Annotated in this window: 15 protein-coding genes; 10 read left to right on the plus strand and 5 right to left on the minus strand. The window is 70.1% G+C overall.

Annotated features, from left to right (window positions below; translation table 11 throughout):
• Positions 1 to 6 precede the first annotated feature (6 nt).
• Positions 7 to 945, plus strand: coding sequence for an electron transfer flavoprotein subunit alpha/FixB family protein (locus DWQ67_RS01980; RefSeq protein ID WP_121483892.1), 939 nt, complete (start codon positions 7 to 9; stop codon positions 943 to 945).
• Positions 942 to 1,703, plus strand: coding sequence for a PIG-L deacetylase family protein (locus tag DWQ67_RS01985; RefSeq protein ID WP_121483893.1), 762 nt, complete (start codon positions 942 to 944; stop codon positions 1,701 to 1,703). Before DWQ67_RS01980 ends, DWQ67_RS01985 begins: the two co-directional genes overlap by 4 nt.
• Positions 1,704 to 1,784: 81 nt before the next feature.
• On the opposite strand, the gene DWQ67_RS01990 is transcribed toward DWQ67_RS01985, so the two are convergent.
• The 5 genes from DWQ67_RS01990 to folP form a co-directional block, all read right to left on the minus strand.
• Positions 1,785 to 2,339, minus strand: a complete 555-nt coding sequence (locus DWQ67_RS01990; RefSeq protein ID WP_121483894.1) for an anti-sigma factor — start codon at positions 2,337 to 2,339, stop codon at positions 1,785 to 1,787.
• A gap of 11 nt (positions 2,340 to 2,350) precedes the next feature.
• Complete coding sequence (locus tag DWQ67_RS01995; RefSeq protein WP_121483895.1) at positions 2,351 to 2,830, minus strand: tRNA (cytidine(34)-2'-O)-methyltransferase; 480 nt, start codon at positions 2,828 to 2,830, stop codon at positions 2,351 to 2,353.
• A 41-nt stretch (positions 2,831 to 2,871) separates the two neighbouring features.
• Positions 2,872 to 3,798, minus strand: coding sequence for a J domain-containing protein (locus tag DWQ67_RS02000; RefSeq protein WP_121483896.1), 927 nt, complete (start codon positions 3,796 to 3,798; stop codon positions 2,872 to 2,874).
• Complete coding sequence (locus DWQ67_RS02005; protein ID WP_158595328.1) at positions 3,795 to 4,553, minus strand: dihydrofolate reductase family protein; 759 nt, start codon at positions 4,551 to 4,553, stop codon at positions 3,795 to 3,797. The genes DWQ67_RS02000 and DWQ67_RS02005 overlap by 4 nt, the downstream gene beginning before the upstream one ends.
• A 112-nt stretch (positions 4,554 to 4,665) precedes the next feature.
• Positions 4,666 to 5,574 (minus strand): dihydropteroate synthase, encoded by a 909-nt coding sequence (gene folP, locus DWQ67_RS02010; protein WP_121483898.1) that lies wholly within the window; start codon positions 5,572 to 5,574, stop codon positions 4,666 to 4,668.
• An 89-nt stretch (positions 5,575 to 5,663) separates the two neighbouring features.
• Between folP and DWQ67_RS02015 the strand changes: the two genes are divergently transcribed.
• The 8 genes from DWQ67_RS02015 to DWQ67_RS02055 all read left to right on the plus strand — a co-directional run bounded on the left by DWQ67_RS02015 (position 5,664) and on the right by DWQ67_RS02055 (position 15,318).
• On the plus strand, positions 5,664 to 6,878 hold the full coding sequence (locus DWQ67_RS02015; RefSeq protein ID WP_233555864.1) for a cysteine desulfurase family protein: 1,215 nt from the start codon (positions 5,664 to 5,666) through the stop codon (positions 6,876 to 6,878).
• Positions 6,879 to 6,951: 73 nt separating this feature from the next.
• Positions 6,952 to 8,118 (plus strand): tRNA 2-thiouridine(34) synthase MnmA, encoded by a 1,167-nt coding sequence (gene mnmA, locus DWQ67_RS02020; RefSeq protein WP_121483900.1) that lies wholly within the window; start codon positions 6,952 to 6,954, stop codon positions 8,116 to 8,118.
• A gap of 119 nt (positions 8,119 to 8,237) precedes the next feature.
• Positions 8,238 to 8,636, plus strand: coding sequence for a chorismate mutase (locus tag DWQ67_RS02025; protein WP_121483901.1), 399 nt, complete (start codon positions 8,238 to 8,240; stop codon positions 8,634 to 8,636).
• Positions 8,633 to 9,649 (plus strand): hypothetical protein, encoded by a 1,017-nt coding sequence (locus DWQ67_RS13685; RefSeq protein WP_158595329.1) that lies wholly within the window; start codon positions 8,633 to 8,635, stop codon positions 9,647 to 9,649. The genes DWQ67_RS02025 and DWQ67_RS13685 overlap by 4 nt, the downstream gene beginning before the upstream one ends.
• Before the next feature lie 170 nt (positions 9,650 to 9,819).
• Complete coding sequence (gene mtrA, locus DWQ67_RS02040; protein ID WP_121483904.1) at positions 9,820 to 10,497, plus strand: MtrAB system response regulator MtrA; 678 nt, start codon at positions 9,820 to 9,822, stop codon at positions 10,495 to 10,497.
• Between the two features lie 4 nt (positions 10,498 to 10,501).
• The gene (gene mtrB / locus DWQ67_RS02045; RefSeq protein ID WP_121483905.1) at positions 10,502 to 12,541 is read left to right on the plus strand and encodes an MtrAB system histidine kinase MtrB; all 2,040 of its coding nucleotides are present in this window, start codon (positions 10,502 to 10,504) and stop codon (positions 12,539 to 12,541) included.
• Positions 12,538 to 14,274: an LpqB family beta-propeller domain-containing protein gene (locus DWQ67_RS02050; RefSeq protein WP_121483906.1), complete on the plus strand. Its 1,737-nt coding sequence runs from the start codon at positions 12,538 to 12,540 to the stop codon at positions 14,272 to 14,274. The genes mtrB and DWQ67_RS02050 overlap by 4 nt, the downstream gene beginning before the upstream one ends.
• A 108-nt stretch (positions 14,275 to 14,382) precedes the next feature.
• Positions 14,383 to 15,318, plus strand: coding sequence for a ComF family protein (locus DWQ67_RS02055; RefSeq protein ID WP_121483907.1), 936 nt, complete (start codon positions 14,383 to 14,385; stop codon positions 15,316 to 15,318).
• Positions 15,319 to 15,357 lie beyond the last annotated feature (39 nt).

Here is a 15,357-nt window from a genome sequence, read left to right on the forward strand (position 1 = left end):
GCACGCGTGAGCACCATCTTGTACTTCTCTCACCTGCAGGCACCCTTCTCCGGCGCCCAGCGGGAGCTGCTTGCCGCCGGTGCCCTGAGCGGGGACCCCGTCGCCGTGCTTGGCTCCGCGCCGGATGCGGACACCCTGGCGCAGCTGGGTGAATTCGGCGTGGTCAGGGCGATCATCGCCAACGATGATCCCTCCGGTTCGCTGGCCCTGGCCCAGGCTGATCTGCTGATTGCCGCCGTGCGCGGCCTGGCACCGCGCGCCGTCATGGCGCAGGCCGCTGCCGCGGAGACGGAGGTCCTGGCGCGTGCCGCCGCGATCACCGAGTCCGGCATCATCACCGGCGCCGTCTCCCTTGATGCCGAATTGACCGTGGGTAAGTCCGTGCTGGCCGGGGCCGGTCAGTCGGTCTCCCGCGCGTCCACCCCCACAGCCTTCATCACGCTCAAGCCCGGCGCCATGGCCCCGGCCGTGGCGACCGGTGGAGCGCCGGCCGCCGTGGAGACGGTGGCCACGGACGCCCGCAGCGGCGCCGTCATCACCTCCGCGACCCCGCGCCAGCGCGGCGGCCGCCCGGACGTGACGGAGGCGCGCGTGGTGGTCTCCGGCGGCCGCGGAACGGATGGCGACTTTGCCGCCGTCGAGCAGCTCGCTGACGCCCTGGGCGCCGCGGTCGGCGCCTCCCGCGTTGCCGCGGATAACGGCTGGGTGGGGCACGAGCTGCAGGTGGGCCAGACGGGCAAGACCGTGGCCCCGCAGCTCTACGTTGCCGCCGGCATTTCTGGTGCCGTCCAGCACCTGGCCGGCATGCGAACGGCAGGCACCATCGTGGCCATCAACACGGACGAGGATGCCCCGATCTTTGAGGTCGCGGACCTGGGGATCGTGGGACGCCTGGAGGACGTGCTGCCGCAGGCGGCGGCGGAGATCGCGCGCCGCAGGGCATGAGCGCGGAGCCTCTGCGCCAGCTACCGGCAGACGTCACGTCCATTGTCGCCTTTGGTGCGCATCCGGACGACGTCGATTTTGGCGCCTCAGCCACGCTGGCCCGCTTTGCGCAGGCCGGCGTGGCCGTGCGTTACGTGGTCCTCACCCAGGGGGACGCCGGGGGCTTTGAGGACGCCGGACGCGAGGGCATTCAGGCCACCCGCGCCGCGGAGCAGCGCCAAGCCGCAGAAGCGGTGGGGGCGCTCTCCGTGGAGGTCTGGGACGAGTTGGACGGCCACCTTGCCCCCACGGACGCCCTGCAGCGCCGCGTGGTGAAGGTGTTGCGAGAACACCGGCCGCAGTTGGTGCTGTGCCCGCACCCGGAGCGGGACTACGAGCGTCTTCAGCGCTCCCATCCCGATCACTTGGCGTGCGGGGAGATCATCACGCGCGCGGTGTACCCGGCGCTGGAGAACCCCTACGCCTACCCGGAGTTACAGGACGCGGGCCTGCACGCCTACAAGCTGCGCCACCTGTGGTTCTACGGTGCGCCGGCTGCCCGGGAGAACACGGCGGTGGAGATCGGTGGGCAGCTTGAAACCAAGCTCCAGGCGCTGATGGCTCACCTGAGCCAGCACCCGGACCCGCAGCGTATGCGAGAGTTCGTGGCGGCCCAGGCGCAGGCCGTCGCGGCCAACGCGGGCCTTCCCGAAGGGTCCTTCGCGGAGGCCTTCCACACCGTGGAGGTCAACGGGCCGGCCACGATCGCTGGTTTCTAGCGGACGCAAGCGGGCCGGTCCATGTGGACCGGCCCGCTGGCGTGGTGTGTGAGCGCTGCGCGTGAGAGGTGGCGCGCAGGATTAGTCCTGGGGCAGCTCCACCTGGGCCAGGTCGGACTCGTCAGGGTCCACCTCGCCCTCTGCTACCACGTTGATGTGCACCGAGAGGACGGTCTCCACACCCGGGAATCCGGTCCAGTTGCTGCCCGGGTCGCGGCCGAGCGATCCTGCGCTGTCAAAGGTCTGGGCTGCGTTGTTCTCCGTGACGGAGACCTGGTACTCGTGGCCTTCCGGGGCAGGGGCAAAGTCCTCCAGTTGCACGGCGAAGGCGTTTTTGCTCTTGGAGTACGCCACCTTGACCGTCCCACCGGAGGTCGCCTTGGCGCTGACCTCCTTCATGTCCTCGGCGTCGCGCACGCCCTGGGCAATGTTTTCCTCTGCCTTGGCCACGCCGGTGCCGGAGTTGATGGCGATCAGGGCTGCGATGCCCAGACCGATCACCACCAGTGCGGCGACCAGGTAGAGCCACCGGGCCGGGCGGCGGCGGCCGCGGTCCGGCTCGGACGGGCTCGAGGCCTCATCCAGCAGGTCAAGGCCGTTGAGTTCCTCGTCAGTGTGCTGCGGGGGGTGTGTCATGTGATGTCCTCTCAGACGCCCTGGGGGCGGGTGGCTCCGGCGAAGTCGAACTGTCGCCAGGCCTCGTACAGCGCAATGGACGCGGAATTGGCAAGATTCAGCGAGCGGCGTGAGGCGTGCATGGGCAGGTGCACCAGCTCGGTGATGCGGGGGTGAGCGCGTTCCTCCGGCGAGAGGCCGGTGGATTCCTTGCCAAACAACAAGATGTCATCGCTGCGGTACTCAATATCGGTAAAGCCGCGGGGGCCATCTGGTTCAAAGGCAAAGACCCGGCCGGGGCCGAGCGCCGCAAAGCAATCGTCAAGGCAAGCGTGCACGGTGACGTACGCCAGGTCGTGGTAATCAAGGCCGGCCCGGCGCAGTTTGGAGTCAGACAGATCAAAGCCAAGCGGCTCAATCAGGTGCAGCTCCGCCCCGGTCACGGCCGCCAAGCGAATGGCGTTTCCCGTGTTACCGGGGATCTCAGGGGTATTAAAGATCAGGCGAAACACGTGCCTAGTCTACCGAAGGTCACGGGCAGGTCACGAACGGGTCACCGGCGGGTCGCGCTCAGCTCAATCAGTCGGTCCAGGATCCCGAGGTTCACGGCGTCCGCCTCCTGGCCCCCGGCCAGGAAGGTGGTGATCTCCGCACGCGTCTTGGACAGGTTCAACGGGCCGGACGCGGATCCGCGCGCCCCCACCCGGTCCACCACGGGGCGGAACGGGTCCAGAGGCGTGGTGTAGAGCAGCACCTGGCCCTCCGCGCGGCCGCCAAAGACGGCCCGCTCCAAGGCGGTGGCGGCTAAGGAGAGCTGCGGCACGGTGGCCACACGCCCTCCCACCCGCAGCGTGCTTCCGTCCCAGGAGTGCGCCACGTCTGGGGTGGGCAGCGCGCACACCACCACCATCCGCGTCCCGGCGACCACCACGGCGTCGTACGTGTCTGCGTGGGGCAGGCGGACGCCCATGATCAGCCGTGCCGCCGGCACGTCCGCTGAGACCGAGCGCAGCAACTCCCGCAGGATGGCCTCTCGGTGGGCCCGGGTCCGGTCAAATATGCCGCGCTTGGCCAGTTCTCCGTGCACGGGTATCCGCGCCACGGACGGGTCTGTCCCGCTGCCGGTGACGCGCACCGGGCGCTCGCGCAGGCTGGGGCCGGGGCCGGCGGCGGAGGTGCTTGACCTGGCGGAGGCCCCGGAGGTGGCTTTCCTGCCCGACGACGCGTGGCCGGGTGGGCGGCTAGCGCCGCCTGGTGTGGCGGTACGGGGGGAGGCGGCGCCGGATCGGGCCGCGTCGTAGCCGCGCCTGCGCGCGGGGTCGGAGAGCTCCGCATACGCGATGGAGATGGAGCGGTAGAGCTGCTCGTCGCCGCCCACGTCCGGGTGGTGGCGGCGGGAGAGTGCGCGGAAGGCCTTGCGGATCTGCACATCATCCGCGCCGGGTTCCAGTCCAAGGACGCCGTAGTGATCCTGGCTCATGCGGCCCGTCCACGGCGGTACTCGGCGAGCAGGGTGGAGTCCTCTTCGTACAGCCGGTGCAGCTCCAGGGCGCGGACCGGCGCCTGGGCGTGGCCCGTCACTGGGGTCATTGCGGTGATGGCCCCCGTGCCAGCGGGGGCAAGAACGGGAGAGAGCGTGAGGCAGAGGGAATCCACCGCGCCTGCGTTGACGTACCGGGTCAGGATGCCGGGGCCACCCTCGTGGTGCAGGTGCGCCAGCCCGCGGCCCGCCAGCGCCGAGGTCACGGCGATCGGCGGTGTGCCAGCGGGAACCAGCACCACCTCGCAGACAGCGCGCAGGGCGGCGATTCGCTCCGGTGACGCATCCTCGGCCACCACCACGAGGGTCGGGGCGGGGGCGTCTTGGAGGACGGCCGAGTCCGGCGGGAGGGAGCCCGAGTGACTCAGGATGACGGTGGTGGGTCTGGCCGCCAGTCCGCGGGCCACCCGCGCCTGGCGCAAGGACTGCGGCAGCAGCTCGCCTGCGTAGCCCTCCGCGAGGGCTGTGGCCGAGCCCACCACAATGGCGTCTGCGACGGCCCGCAGGATCGGGAAAAGACGCTGGTCTGCTGCGGTGCCTAGCCCGGCGGAGAGCCCGTCAAGGACGCCGCGCCCGTCCAAGGAGGAGACCATGTTGAAGCGCACAAAGGACTGCCCCGGCGTGGGGGAGGCGGCCTCGTCAAGGAGGTCCGTGTCAGTCAGGTCCGGCCCGGGGACCGGCAGGAAGCGCCGCATTCGCTCAGCATAAAGGTGGTTCCCTGCTTGGCTCATGCCGATTGGCTCTCAGCGGACAGCGCGGCGGCGCCCCTCCGCGCCCGCGCCGGGGCCATGCCGCCGCCCGCGGGCCTCAGGGCAGGTTGATCTCGCCCTGGTTGTGCAGCAGGTACGCCGGCTCGCGCCAGCCGGCCACGCACTCAAACATGCGGGCCGCGCAGACCGAGGCCGCGACGTCGTGCATGCGAATGATCCGTGCGCCCTCATGCAGGCAGAAGGACGCGGCCGCCAGCGAACCCGCCAGCCGTTCCTCCTTAGGCAATCCGAGCGATTCGCCGATGAAGTCCTTGTTGGAGACCGCGGCAAGGGAGGGGAAGCCAAGGGCCGCGATGCGGGCAAACTCGCGCGTGATGCTCAAGGAGTGGGTGGTGTTCTTGTTGAGGTCGTGGCCCGGATCCACGATCAGTCGCGCCTCGCTGACGCCGGCCGCGAGCGCCTGCGTCACCCGTGACTCCAAGAACGCCACCACCTCCCCGGTCACATCCGAATACTGGGGACGCGGATATACCGTGCGGGGAGCCGCGAGGGAGTGGGTCAGCACCAGGTGCGCACCGGCGGAGGCCACCAGGGGCGCCAGCTCGGGATCGGAGAGCCCAGTGGTGTCGTTGATGACGTCCGCGCCGGCCTCCAGGGCGGCCCGCGCCACCCGTGCATCGAAGGTATCCACGGAGATGATGACCGTGCTCCCCGCCTCGCGCACGCCGCGGATCACGGGGACCACACGCTCGGCCTCCTCCTGCCACGCCAGGGCCGGGCCAGGCGCAAAGGGCACGCCGCCGATGTCCACCCAGTCGGCACCGCCCGCGTCCGCAGCAAGCACGGCGTCCACCGCGGCGCGCAGGGCATAGGTGGCGCCCTGGTCAAAGAATGAATCCGGTGTGCGATTGACCACGGCCATCACGGCGACCTGCCGGGAAAAATCGAGGGTGCGTGCGCCAATGGCACGCACGGGGTGGGCCAGAGGGGGCTGGGAGAGCGGCATGAAACCTCGATCGTGATGGGAGTGACTCAACGGTACGTGGCGACCCCCGGTTCCTGCGTCTCCCAGGTGCCGGCGGTAGGATGCAGGCCGTGCCGCACCGCCCCGTCTATCTTGACCATGCCGCCACCTCCCCGCTGTCGCCGGCCGCGCGGGAGGTCATCCTGGCGCACCTGGATCTGGTGGGGAACCCCAACTCCTTGCATGGCCCCGGGCGCGCAGCACACCGGCTGGTGGAGGAATCAAGGGAGCGGCTGGCGGTGGCGATCGGCGTGCATCCCTCGGAGATCTTGTTTACCTCTGGAGGCACGGAGGCGGACAACCTGGGCCTGAAGGGCACCTGGTGGGCGTCCCATGGCAGGGACGCGCACCGCCGGGGCATCCTGCTCACGGGTGCGGAGCATCACGCGGTGCTGGACGCGGTGGAGTGGCTGGTGGCCCACGAGGGAGCGCACACCGTGCAGGTCCCGCTCCTCTCCGACGGCCGCGTTGACCTGGGCGCATGGGAGTCCGCGCTGGCCACGCACGGCCCCACCCTTGCCGTCGCCACCCTGATGTGGGCCAACAATGAGGTCGGCACGGTGCAGCCCATCCAGGCCGCCGCCGCGCTGGCCAGCCGGCACGGAGTGCCCATGCATAGCGACGCCGTCCAGGCCCTTGGCCACGTGCCCGTGGAGCTGCGCGCGCCTGGCCTGAGCTCCGCCGCCATCACGGCGCACAAGTTGGGCGGGCCGGTGGGCATTGGCGCCCTGGTCCTTGGCCGGGATCAAAAGCCGGTGCCGCTGCAGCACGGTGGCGGCCACGAGCGCTCCCTGCGCTCTGGGACGCTGGACGCCGTGGGCGCCGCCGCCTTTGCGGCCGCGGCCCAGGAGGCCATGGCCAACCTGGAGGAGGAGGCGCGGCGCCAGACCGGCCTGCGTGATCGGCTCATCGCCGGCGTGCGCGCCGCGGTGCCGGACGCCGTGCTCAACGGCCCGGAGCCGGGTGCAATGCCGGGCTCGGAGTCCGCGCCCCGCCTGCCAGGCAACGCCCACTTCACGTTCCCCGGCTGCGAGGGGGACTCGGTGCTGTTCATGCTGGACATGGCCGGGATCGCCTCCAGCACCGGCAGCGCTTGCACGGCGGGGGTGGCCGGCCCCTCACACGTCCTCATGGCCATGGGGCGTGCGGAGGCCGAGGCGCGGTGCGTGCAGCGCTTCAGCCTGGGCGCCACCAGCACCCTGGCGGACGTGGACGCCCTGCTGGCCGCGTTGCCTGCGGCGGTGGCGGGCGCGCGTGCGGCGGGCCTGTCCGGAGTGGGACGATGAAGGGGTACCCCGGCGCGCGCGGCCAGCGGCGGCGGGGAGCGGCAACAACACAAACCACGGTGGAGGCACAAGCATGAGGGTCCTGGCAGCGATGAGCGGCGGAGTAGATTCCGCGGTGGCCGCCGCGCGCGCCGTGGAGGCGGGGCACGACGTGGTGGGGGTGCACCTTGCGCTCTCGCGCATGCCCGGCACCCTGCGCACCGGCAGCCGCGGCTGCTGCACCCTGGAGGACTCCAACGACGCGTTCCGCGCGTGCGACACCCTGGGGATCCCCTTCTACGTCTGGGACTTCTCCGAGCGCTTCAAGGCGGACGTGGTGGATAACTTCGTGGAGGAGTACGCCGCGGGGCGCACCCCCAACCCCTGCCTGCGCTGCAACGAGAAGATCAAGTTCGAGGCCCTCCTGGATAAGGCCATGGCGCTGGGCTTCGACGCTGTCGTCACCGGTCACTACGCCAAGGTGGTGCGCGACGACGCGGGGACGGTTTCACTGCACCGCGCCGCAGACTGGGCCAAGGATCAGTCCTATGTGCTCGGCGTGCTCCGAGAGGACCAGCTGGAGCACTGCTGGTTCCCGCTGGCGGACACCCCCTCCAAGGCGCAGGTGCGCGCGGAGGCGGAGCGCAGGGGCCTGAGCGTCGCAGCCAAGCCGGATAGCCACGACATCTGCTTCATCCCGGACGGGGACACCCGCGGCTTCCTGGCCGAGCGCATGGAGCTGGAACCGGGTCGCATCGTGGATCAGGACGGGCAGGACCTTGGCCAGCACCCCGGAGCACGCGCCTTCACGGTAGGCCAGCGCAAGGGGCTCTCGATTGGGCACCCGGCGCCGGATGGCAAGCCGCGGTTTGTGCTCCAGATCCGTCCCAAGGAGAACAAGGTGGTGGTGGGGCCCAAGGCCCTGCTGGACGTTGACCGTCTTCACGGCATCCGCCCCTCCTTCGCCGGCCCCGCACCGGCCCAGGCGGCGCAGGGGAGCTGGACGGAGGCCATGGTCCAGGTGCGCGCGCACGGGGACCCCGTCCCCGCCCGCGTGCGGTGGGTCGCCCCCACTCCCGAAGAGGGGGCTGAGGTGGACCAGCCGGCACTGGAGGTGGAGGCGGAGCTGGTCTCCACCCTGGCGGGCGTGGCCCCGGGCCAGTCCATGGTCATCTACATCGGTTCACGCGTGGTGGGCCAGGCCACCATCTCCGAGGCGCATTCCTCCGCGTGGAGCCCCTCCGCGCTCGCCGACGCCTGAGCCCGGCCGCTCGCCCCGGTCGTCGCCCCGGTCGTCGCCCCGGCCCGTCCCCCTGAGCGGTTGGGGTGGGCGGACAGGTTGGGCGGACGCGGGTGGCCGTGGACCCTAAACTGGCACGTATGAGCCAGCAGTCGACGCCGTCCCCTTACGATCCGTCCGCCAGCTCGCTTCAGGGCGAGGTGGACCCAGAGGTGATGCAGGAGCTGTTGCGCCTGCGCGGGAGCATCGACAATTTCGACGCCACGCTGGTGTACCTGCTGGCGGAGCGCTTCAAGAGCACGCAGCGGGTGGGCTGGCTCAAGGCCCGCCACCGCCTGCCGGCTTCTGATCCGAACCGCGAGGCTTCGCAGATCGAGCGCTTGCGCAGCTTGGCCTCGGATGCGCACCTTGACCCCGTTTTTGCGGAGAAGTTCCTCAACTTCGTCATCGAAGAGGTCATCCGCCACCACGAGGCCATCTCGGAGACGCACAGCGCCGAGACGGACGGCGCGGGGCCGGAAGCAGACCCCCGCTCATGAGCGAGCCTGCCGCGGGCGAGTCCCCGGTCACCGCCACCTCGCTCGGCGTGTGTGCCGACGAACAGCGCGAAGAAAGCACCCGGATCCTGCGGGGAGAGTTGGGGGCGCCGCACGCCGCTGCGCTGCCGGAGTTTCCCTCCGCCGGTCCGGGCACCACCCCGCTGACGCGGGCGGTCACGCACCTCTCAGGGCTTCCGGTTGAGCTGAGCCCGCACGGGTGGCGGCTGACGGGACACCGAGCGGGCGACGACGCTGCGGCGCGTTTTGCGCGCTCCTCGCATCGCTCACTGGTGGCGCTCACGGCGGACGTGCTCGGGGAGACACCCGCTGGCCCCACCGTTGTGCGTGTGACTGGCCCGGCCACGCTGATGGCCTCGCTGCTCCTGCCAGGCGGAGAGCCGGTGCTGCAGGATCCGGGCGCGGTCCGGGATGTGGCGCAGGCCTGGGCCTTTGGCATGGCGGAGCTGGCCGCGGGGATTGATTCCTCGCTGCCGGGCGCAGAGACCGTGGTGCACGTGCACGAACCTCTCCTTGAACAGGTGACGGGTGGGCGGGTGCGCTCCTCCTCGGGCTTTCGGGAGCTGCCGGCGTGGGACCAGTCCGCAGTGAGCGCCGCATGGCAGCGCCTGGCCGGCCTGTCTCCCACCTGGCTGCCGCTGAAAGCCGGCCCCTCCAGTGAGCCTGTACCCCAGGCGTCGGCCCTGCTCTTTGACGAGGCCGGACCGGTTCCGGGGGACTGGGAGGAGATTGCCGGCTGGGTGGAGTCCGGGGGACGCGTGGTGGTGCGGCTGCGTCGCGACGGCGCGCGCAGCGTGGCAGAGCGCGCGCTGCGGATCGCGCAACCTTGGCGCAGCCTTGGGCTGAGCGCGGCCGCGCTGGGGCAGGTCATGGTCGTCGCGGGCCCGGATGAGGCGCTGGGTGCGGCGGGATTGCGGCGCAGCGCCGTGGCTGCGCGGGACGTGGCGGATGCGCTGGATGTGGTGCGCCATGACGACCTAGATGGCCTGCACTGAGCTGCTGGGGCCACGCGGACGGGTGAACGCCGCCAAACCGTGACGTTTCCGTGGCACGCCCGAACGGTGCCGTGCGCCGCACTCGCCTAAGATGGCGGGAGTCAGGGCGTCGAAGCCGACGCTGTCAGCTGCCCTCAAACAGGGCGCACCGTGATCGGAAGGGCCAACGCATGAAGGGCAGGATCCTCGTCGTCGATGATGACGAAGCACTGGCGGAGATGATCGGCATTGTGCTGCGCAACGACGAGTATGAGCCATCCTTCTGCCACGACGGCGCGCAGGCCCTGGATGCCTTCCGCCGTGCGCGCCCCGACCTGGTGCTCCTTGATCTGATGCTTCCGGGCATGGATGGCATCGAGATTTGCCGTCTCATTCGTGCCGAGTCGGACGTTCCCGTCATCATGCTCACCGCCAAGTCTGACACCGCGGATGTGGTGCGCGGGCTGGAGGCCGGTGCGGATGATTACGTGCCCAAGCCCTTTAAGCCGGCAGAGCTGGTGGCCCGCGTGCGTGCTCGCATGCGTGGCGGCGAGCGGGTGGCTCCCGAGGTGCTCAACGTCGCAGACCTGACCATCGACATTGCGGGGCACTCCGTCCGCCGCGGCGACGAGCGCATCGGGCTCACGCCGCTGGAATTTGATCTGCTGGCCGCCTTGGCGCGCAAGCCGTGGCAGGTGTTCACCCGCGAGATGCTTCTGGAGCAGGTGTGGGGTTACCGCCACGCCGCGGACACCCGGTTGGTGAACGTGCATGTGCAGCGTCTGCGATCCAAGGTGGAGAAGGACCCGGAGAACCCAGAGGTGGTCTTGACCGTGCGCGGCGTCGGCTACAAGGCGGGCCAGGCCTGAGCCGGTGACGCAAACGCAGGATCGCAGCGAGTCAGGGGCTGCCACCACGGACCTGGTGCGGTACGCGGCGCCGGCGCAGGCTTCCGCCGCCCGCGTCGGTTACCGCCGGCCGTGGTGGGACCCGCGCCGCCCTGCGGCCTGGGCTGTGCGCCGCTGGCGGCACTCCCTCCAGCTGCGCACCGTGGCCATCACGGTGATCCTGTGTGCCCTGGCGGAACTGATCACCGGCGCCCTGCTCTCCGCGCGCATCGCGGATGGGCTCTTTCAGGAGCGCTTTGATCAGATCTCCCAGGAGGCCAAGACCGGGCTGGGCGCGGCGGATTCGTCCTTCCTGGCGGCGGCGGCCGGAGACAAGGGCTCCACCCAGGCGCTCGTCAACACCACCCTGCGCGGCTTGCGCGGCGAGGGTGCGGGGGAGCGCGAGTACGTGCTCCGGACCCTCTCTGGCAACTCCGGCAATAGCTGGGTGGTGGGCCAGTACTCCAGCGCCATCGCGAACAAGGCGATCCCGGAACAGCTTGAAAAGCGGGTCAATTCCGGAGACGAGATCTTCTGGGAATCGGTGTCTTTGCAGACGGAGAGCGGGGTGCAACCCGGCCTGGCCTTTGGCAAGCGGGTGCAGATTCAGGGCTCTCAGGACTACTCGCTCTATCTGGTCTACAACCTGCAGCAGCTCCAGGACACGCTTGACCTGATCCACGGTGTGCTCTTCCTGGGCGGCATCTTGCTCTTGGTGATCATCGGAGCCATTGCCTGGTACGTGGCCAGGCGCTCCCTCCAGCCCGTCGCGGAGGCGGCGAGCACGGCAGAGAAGCTGGCCAAGGGTGCCCTCGGTGAGCGCATGCACGTGGACGGCGATGACGAGGTGGCGCGCCTTGGCCGCTCCTTTAACCGCATGGCTGACTCGCTGGCGGCGCAGATTGTCCAGTTGGAGTCCCTGTCCCAGATGCAGCAGCGCTTTGTCTCCGATGTGTCCCATGAGTTGCGCACGCCGCTGACCACGGTGCGCATGGCCGCGGAGGTGTTGCATGACGCACGGGAGAGCTTTGACCCGATCAACCGCCGGTCCGCGGAGCTGCTCTACGACCAGGTGGAGCGCTTCCAGACCCTGCTCAACGACCTGCTAGAGATCTCCCGCTTTGACGCCGGCGCTGCCTCCCTAGACGCCGGCGAATGGGACCTGGTGCCCGTGGCCCGCCGCGTGATGGCCGCCGCGGAACCCCTGGCGCAGGCTGTTGGCACGGAGCTGATCCTTGAGGCCCCGCAGGACCCGGTGTTGGTGCAGATGGACCCGCGCCGCGTGGAGCGCATTGTGCGCAACCTGGTGATGAATGCAGTGGAGCACGGGGAGGGGCGCCCCGTGGAGGTGCGGGTGGCCGGGGATGAGCACTCGGCGGCCATCGCCGTGAGAGACCACGGCATTGGCCTGGCCCCGCAGGACGTGACGCGCGTCTTTGATCGTTTTTGGCGCAAGGACCCGGCGCGCGCCCGCAAGACCGGCGGCTCTGGCCTTGGCCTCTCCATCGCGATGCAGGACGCGCGTCTGCACGGTGGCTGGCTGCAGGCCTGGGGTGAGCCAGGGGAGGGGTCCATCTTCCGCCTGACACTCCCGTCGACGCTGGGCACGCTGCTCACCGCCTCCCCCTTGCCGCTCGTGGTCTCCACGGTCTCCGCTGAGCAATCTAGCGATGACGCCGCGGAGGCGGAGGCGATCGATGCGGATGATACTGACTGGTTCCCCCGCACCGGGTTGGTCTTCCAGGACGCGGAGGAGATCCCGGATGACACCAGCGAGCATCTTCAGACGCCGGTTCCCGGCACCCTCCCGCCCCATCTGAGCGGGCCTGCCACCGGCTCCATGCCCGCGGCACGCATCGGCACGGGCGCCGTGCCCGTGGTGGGTTCGCACTTGGCTGACCCGGCACGTACCGAGGCCCCCGGCACCATTGCCGGCAGCACGACGTCGAACGTCAGCAACTTTGCGGATGACCTTGACGCGCCGCTGACCCGCCGCCAACGCCGCGCCATGGAGGAGGAAGAATGAGCCGCACACTGACCGAGGGGCCGCGCCAGCGGCGCTCCTCCCGTGCCCTCACCGCCCTGATCCTGGCACTTGGCCTGCTGGCCATGGTGATTTCCGGATGCTCATCTATCCCGGTCACCGGGCCGGTGGGCACCCTGCCCGCCCGCAATCTGGCCGCGGAGGATGAGGCGCCCAACTTCAACGTCACCGGCCCCACCGGAGGCGAGTCACCGGATCGCATTGTGCGTGGTTTCTTCCGCGGGGGTCTTTCCGCCGCGGATAATTACGCGGTCGCCAGGGAATACATGACGCCGGAGCTGGCCGCCTCCTGGGATGCGACGGAGCGCACGCTCGTCGTGGATAACGACCCAGAGTTTGAGCAGGTGGATGATGCCGAGGATCACCTGACGGCTGACGTGCGCGTGACGCGGATCCTGGACGGTAGCGGAGTGAGGCAGGACCGCCCCAAGGGAGAGAACACGGAGCTGGAGTTCAGCCTCAGGCGGGTGGACGGCGAATGGCGTTTGTCCAAGGCTCCCAATGGGATTGTGGTGGAGAGTAGCTCCTTTGAGTACGCGTTCTCCCCGGTAACCCTGTACTTCTACTCCGACTCAAAGCTCTCCACCTTGGTGCCGGATGTTCGGTGGATGGCCAAGCGGCAGGGTCGCTCCGCTGCGGTGGCCACTGCCTTGCTTGAGGGGCCCGCCCCCTACCTGAAGAAGGCGGTCTACAGCGCCTTCCCGGAGGGAAGCAAGCTCTCCCGCGCCTCCGTGCCGGTGGAGAACAAGGTCGCCACGGTGGACGTCCCCGAGTCCGTCCTGACGGACGCGTCCGACGAGACGCGCCAGCGGATGCTGCTGCAACTGGAGCGCTCGCTGGTGGACTCCGTCAATGTGAACTCAGTCCAGCTCACGGCTGATCAGAATGCCGTGGAGGTGGGGCCGCGCCTGAACGAGCCCCGCATCAACCCCGCCCCGGACGGCGCCATGGTGGGTCTGCGGGGGGACGAGGTGGTCCGGTATGAGGACGGCGCTCTGCGCCAGGTGGAGGGTGGTGACAAGGTGGGCACCGCGCTCTCCGATCCCACCATGTCGCCGGTCCAAGAGGCCTACGCCGTCCTGACCGGTGGCAGCCGGCAGCTCAAGCTGCTGACGCAGGACGCCAGCGTCCGCACGCTCTTCAAGGGGACCCAACTGGTGGCGCCCAGTTATGACTCCCACTCGTGGGTGTGGACGGCGCAAGCCGTGCCGGGTTCACCCGTGCTCGCCGTGCGCGCCGCCGGGGGCAGCCCCGTGCGGCTGGAGGGCGCTTGGTTGGGCAAGGGCACCGTGACGGGTCTGCGGGTTTCCGCGGACGGCACGCGGCTGGCCGTGACGGTCAAACGATCCGATGGGGATCACCTGTTGATCGCCGGGATCCAGCGGGACAAGAACGGCAAGCCCGTGGGGCTCGCCACGCCCCTGGAGCTGACGCTGAGTGTCAAGGCCAACCGCGTGGCCTGGGCCTCCGACTCGGAGTTGGTGGTCACCGCGCCGGGTCCCAAGAACAAAGTGGTCGCCGAGCAGGTGAGTCTTGAGCGGCGCTCCAGCACGTGGACCATGCTCCTAGGCATGACCTCGCTGGCCGTGGCCCCAGGCACGGACCGGGCGGCCATCGCCGTGGTCAACGACGAGACGGTGCTGGCGCGGGAGGGCACCACCTGGCGGCAGGTGGCCAAGGAACTGGGCGTGAACGATCTGAGCTATCGCGGTTAGGGGCGCGCGTCCCTCACAGTTGGCGCCGCGGGGCGCGCGTGCGGCGTGTTGTCCCCAACCATTGCCTTGGCGGGTGCCTTGGCGGCCGGGTGTGGCGAGGCTGTTCGCATGAACGCCGCCCCCGCTGGTGCTGGAGAACCCGAGCCGCGCGCCCAAGCGCACGGGCGCGGCGCGCTCACCTCGCGCGGCGGTTCTGCCCGACGCCGCGTGGCCGGCTCTGCTGCACGGCGCGGGGCCAGTTGGGCGGACGAAGTCTGGTTTGGACTGGTGGGGCGGTGGTGGCGAGAGGCTGGCCGGGAGGTGAGCCAGGCGCTGTATCCGGCCGATTGCGTGGGTTGCGGGGCCGGCGGCGGCCTCCTCTGCGCGCTCTGCCGGGAGGAACTGGGGGCGGCCCTCTTGGTGCCCCAGGTCGTGGATGACCTGGCGGAACTGGACGTGTTGGCTCCCCGCTCGGCAGCACCCATCGTCTCCGCAGGAAGATACGGCGGCATCACGGCAGCCGTCATTCTTGAGGCCAAGCGGGCCCATGGATTTGTCCTGCTTCCCCCGCTCGGGGCGGCGCTGCACCGGGTGCTGGCGGGGCTACCTGCCGGAGTCCTGTTGGTGCCGGTGCCCGCGAGCCGCGCAGGCACACGGCGCCGCGGCTTTGTGCCGGTGGAGGAGCTGTTGCGTTTAGCCGGGAGGGGAACCGCCGTGCGGTGGGCACGAATCCTGCGCCCGCGCCGCCGGCTGCCGCAGGGGTTGGCGGGGCTCGGAACGCTACACGCCCTGAGTTCGCTGAATACGCTGGTTTCGCTGGGCGGTGGGGCCGCGCAGAAGGGTCGCGACCGCCGCGCACGGGCCAACGCGGTGCGCGGGGCCTTTGGGCTCCGTCGCGGCGCCAAGCTGCGAGGGCGCGACGTCGTGCTGGTGGATGACGTGATGACAAGCGGCGCCACCTTGGCCGAGTGCGCGCGGGTCCTGCGGCGTGGCGGTGCGCGTGTGGTTGGCGCGGCGGTGGTATCGCACGTTCCCGACCCCCACGCAGCTTCAGCCGATGGCTGAAAAGAACGCCATTTCAGGGGTGCACTGTGGCCCGGACCA

The organism is Galactobacter caseinivorans (assembly GCF_003640665.1).
In the GTDB taxonomy this organism is placed as follows: Bacteria; Actinomycetota; Actinomycetes; order Actinomycetales; family Micrococcaceae; genus Galactobacter; species Galactobacter caseinivorans.

Coding starts and splice junctions, on each gene's coding strand:
- DWQ67_RS01985 (WP_121483893.1), top strand. CDS start 942: ATGAGCGCGGAGCCTCTGCGCCAGCTACCGGCAGACGTCACGTCCATT.
- DWQ67_RS01990 (WP_121483894.1), bottom strand. CDS start 2,339: ATGACACACCCCCCGCAGCACACTGACGAGGAACTCAACGGCCTTGAC.
- DWQ67_RS02000 (WP_121483896.1), bottom strand. CDS start 3,798: ATGAGCCAGGATCACTACGGCGTCCTTGGACTGGAACCCGGCGCGGAT.
- DWQ67_RS02005 (WP_158595328.1), bottom strand. CDS start 4,553: ATGCGGCGCTTCCTGCCGGTCCCCGGGCCGGACCTGACTGACACGGAC.
- folP (WP_121483898.1), bottom strand. CDS start 5,574: ATGCCGCTCTCCCAGCCCCCTCTGGCCCACCCCGTGCGTGCCATTGGC.
- mnmA (WP_121483900.1), top strand. CDS start 6,952: ATGAGGGTCCTGGCAGCGATGAGCGGCGGAGTAGATTCCGCGGTGGCC.
- DWQ67_RS02025 (WP_121483901.1), top strand. CDS start 8,238: ATGAGCCAGCAGTCGACGCCGTCCCCTTACGATCCGTCCGCCAGCTCG.
- DWQ67_RS13685 (WP_158595329.1), top strand. CDS start 8,633: ATGAGCGAGCCTGCCGCGGGCGAGTCCCCGGTCACCGCCACCTCGCTC.
- mtrA (WP_121483904.1), top strand. CDS start 9,820: ATGAAGGGCAGGATCCTCGTCGTCGATGATGACGAAGCACTGGCGGAG.
- DWQ67_RS02050 (WP_121483906.1), top strand. CDS start 12,538: ATGAGCCGCACACTGACCGAGGGGCCGCGCCAGCGGCGCTCCTCCCGT.
- DWQ67_RS02055 (WP_121483907.1), top strand. CDS start 14,383: ATGAACGCCGCCCCCGCTGGTGCTGGAGAACCCGAGCCGCGCGCCCAA.